This window comes from Aquiflexum sp. (assembly GCF_041749095.1).
Lineage (GTDB): Bacteria > Bacteroidota > Bacteroidia > Cytophagales > Cyclobacteriaceae > Aquiflexum.
In genome coordinates this window covers 1-2,572 of sequence record NZ_JBGTCA010000506.1, presented here as the reverse complement: position 1 = coordinate 2,572, position 2,572 = coordinate 1, and the positions used below count along the sequence as shown (strand labels likewise).

3 protein-coding genes and 1 pseudogene are annotated in these 2,572 nt (G+C 39.5%); 1 reads left to right on the top strand and 3 read right to left on the bottom strand.

Going from position 1 to position 2,572, the window contains the following annotated elements; genetic code table 11:
- From ACEW8O_RS23145 to ACEW8O_RS23135, 3 genes and pseudogenes are all read right to left on the bottom strand, one after another.
- Positions 1-234, bottom strand: a pseudogene (locus ACEW8O_RS23145) (hypothetical protein); the annotation flags it as partial.
- On the bottom strand, positions 231-1,439 hold the full coding sequence (locus ACEW8O_RS23140; protein WP_373497002.1) for an alpha/beta fold hydrolase: 1,209 nt from the start codon (positions 1,437-1,439) through the stop codon (positions 231-233). The gene ACEW8O_RS23140 and the pseudogene ACEW8O_RS23145, both read right to left, overlap by 4 nt.
- Before the next feature lie 13 nt (positions 1,440-1,452).
- The gene (locus tag ACEW8O_RS23135) at positions 1,453-2,196 is read right to left on the bottom strand and encodes a DUF6503 family protein (RefSeq protein ID WP_407936186.1); all 744 of its coding nucleotides are present in this window, start codon (positions 2,194-2,196) and stop codon (positions 1,453-1,455) included.
- Between the two features lie 178 nt (positions 2,197-2,374).
- Between ACEW8O_RS23135 and ACEW8O_RS23130 the strand changes: the two genes are divergently transcribed.
- Positions 2,375-2,572, top strand: a 198-nt coding sequence (locus ACEW8O_RS23130; protein WP_373497000.1) for a (2Fe-2S)-binding protein, incomplete at its 3' end; no start/stop codon positions are given.

The window sequence follows — 2,572 nt, the reverse complement described above, 5'->3', positions numbered from 1 at the left end:
GATATCAGGAAGGTTGGGATCGGATTGCCAGCCAAAAGGCGTCTGTGATATATGTGTGATGCCAATAAATGAAAGTGAATCCAATTCCCAGCCATCAAAAGGCCGGGAACTTCCCACCCAGCAAACTCCTTTTTGCCTGTCAGTAATCTTAATGATACTATTCTCTGCTGCTTGGTTTTGGCATGTCCAAATGACAAAGACCAATAAAATCCCGGAGAGAAAAACTTTTTTCATTTGAATTTGGTCTCAATGATGATATCTGCATGCAATGTCCTGTGCACCGGACACTTGTCTGCAATCTCTAAAAGCTTTTCTTTCATCTCTTTATCCAAATCACCTTTTATTTCAAGGCTTCTGGTAAATCTGCTGATTTTGGAGCCTTTCTTTTTAAAGTCAGCAGAATCTTCCTGATGGATCTTGTCATGGTCCAAATACACGGTTATTTGCTTCAAATCCCAACCCTTACGCTCCGCATACATTTTCAATGTCATCACGGTGCAGGTACCCAAAGATGCCATCAATAAATCATAGGGTGTTGGCCCTAAGTTATCACCACCAACTTCCTTTGGTTCATCCGCAAGCAGGTGATGAAAAGGGGTTTTGATTTCAGAAGTATAGCCTTCCCCAAAAAGCCGGACTTTGACCTGATGTCCCTTGGTGTCGTTTTCGTTGATATCAACAGGTAAATATTTTTTGGACCAGGTGCTGATCAATTCTCCTACATATTTACTTTCTTTTTCATCAGACAATAAATGGTCTGCACCATCCAAAGAAACAAAACTTTTGGAATGATGGGCGCTTTGGAACAGTTTGGCGGAATTGGAAATATCCACTATCTGGTCTTGGGGAGAATGAAGAAACAAAAAGGCTTTTCGCATCTTCGAAATCGACTCAGGCAAGTTTTTACTTTCCAAATCCTCCACAAAATCCTTCTTGATCCTGAAACTCCTTCCTCCAATATTGACTTTGGCAGAACCTTCCTTTTTTATGGTTTCAATATCTGATTCAAAGAGTTTTTTGACATGTTTGGGATTCGCTGGGGATCCAATAGTAACCACCGCTTCCACATAATCGAGCTCCGCTGCTGCAAAAATCACCGCAGAACCTCCCAAAGAATGACCGATCATGAGTTTTGGTTGTTCGTAATTTTTTTCTAAAAATTCTGCTGCAGCCATCAGGTCTTCCACGTTGGAAGAAAAACCGGTATTTTCAAAGTCTCCTTCAGAATTGCCCAATCCAGTGAAATCAAAACTTAATACAGCCACACCAAGTCGGGAAAGGGTATTGCTGATATTGCTGACTGCTTTGAAATTTTTGGAACAGGTAAAGCAATGTGCAAAAATGGCGTAAAATCTGGGCGGTTCTTCCAAGGGGAGATAAAGCCTGGCAGAAAGCTTTTGACCATCTTTATTGTTGAAGTTCAGTCTTTCAATTTTCATGGTCATTTAGGTTTTACTTGGTGAATTCTACTTTAATATTTTCCAATAGTATCTTTGACAGCAGTTCCAATTTTCCTTCTTTATACAAATTAGCCATCTCCTTGACAGGTGTGTTTTTTTCTTCAGGCATATAATTTTCATAATCCAATAAAATCAATCCATTGACTTTATGTTGGTGAATGGCTTTTCTAAACCGTACTCCCCCGCCATCTGTATGGTAGGAATAAGCCAGGTAATCAATTAGATAAGTCTCTTTGTCAAACCAGTACAAAAACACATCATCAAAGTCTTCCCCACCCCCTTCTTCTGAAAAAGTGACTTTCACTAAATGATAGGTTTTACCATCGATTTGATCCTCCCCCAAATAGGTCTTAAAAACAGCCGGATCATTGAGCCCATAGGGCAAAAAAGCAAAATAGGCCACTGAATTGACCGACCTGCTATAGGCACCTGTCCTTTCCTCGGTTAATTTTACTGCTTCGCCATAAATAGTTCTTTGAAAACCATCATTATTCAGGACATCTTTCACCAATCCCAACGAATCTGAAAATTCCCGTACATATTCAAATCTGCTTGGTGATTTGGAAATTTGATAATCTCTGTTCCGGAAAGTAAAACTGATTATTGCCTCCTCAAATAAATGACCACCATGTGCGGCAATGGACTGATCAACTATTTTCTGTACCTCAGATTTGCTTTCGCAGGATATATTGAGAATGATCAAAATAAAAAAAGCAACAAAAGGTAATGTTTTCAAAATGGATAGGTCTTTCATTCGATGAGTTTTAGTGGCAAAATCAAAATTAGTCATTTCCGTCCCATATTTACTTATTGAGGATGAAACATAGTGTCTTCACGATGACAAAACTCCCGATCTCTAAGGTACTTCAGTTTTTTTTCTTTAAATTATAAGCTGTTCATTCAGAAATATACTTATGACTACTTCATTTATTCTCAACGGAAAAAAAGTTGAGGTTTCCGCTGAATCGGATGCCAATCTGCTCTGGACCTTACGGGAAAGATTGCAACTGACCGGTACAAAATATGGCTGTGGGGTTTCCCAATGCGGGGCCTGTACAGTTCATTTAGATGGCAATCCGGTGAAAGCCTGTGTAATACCCTTGTCATCTGTG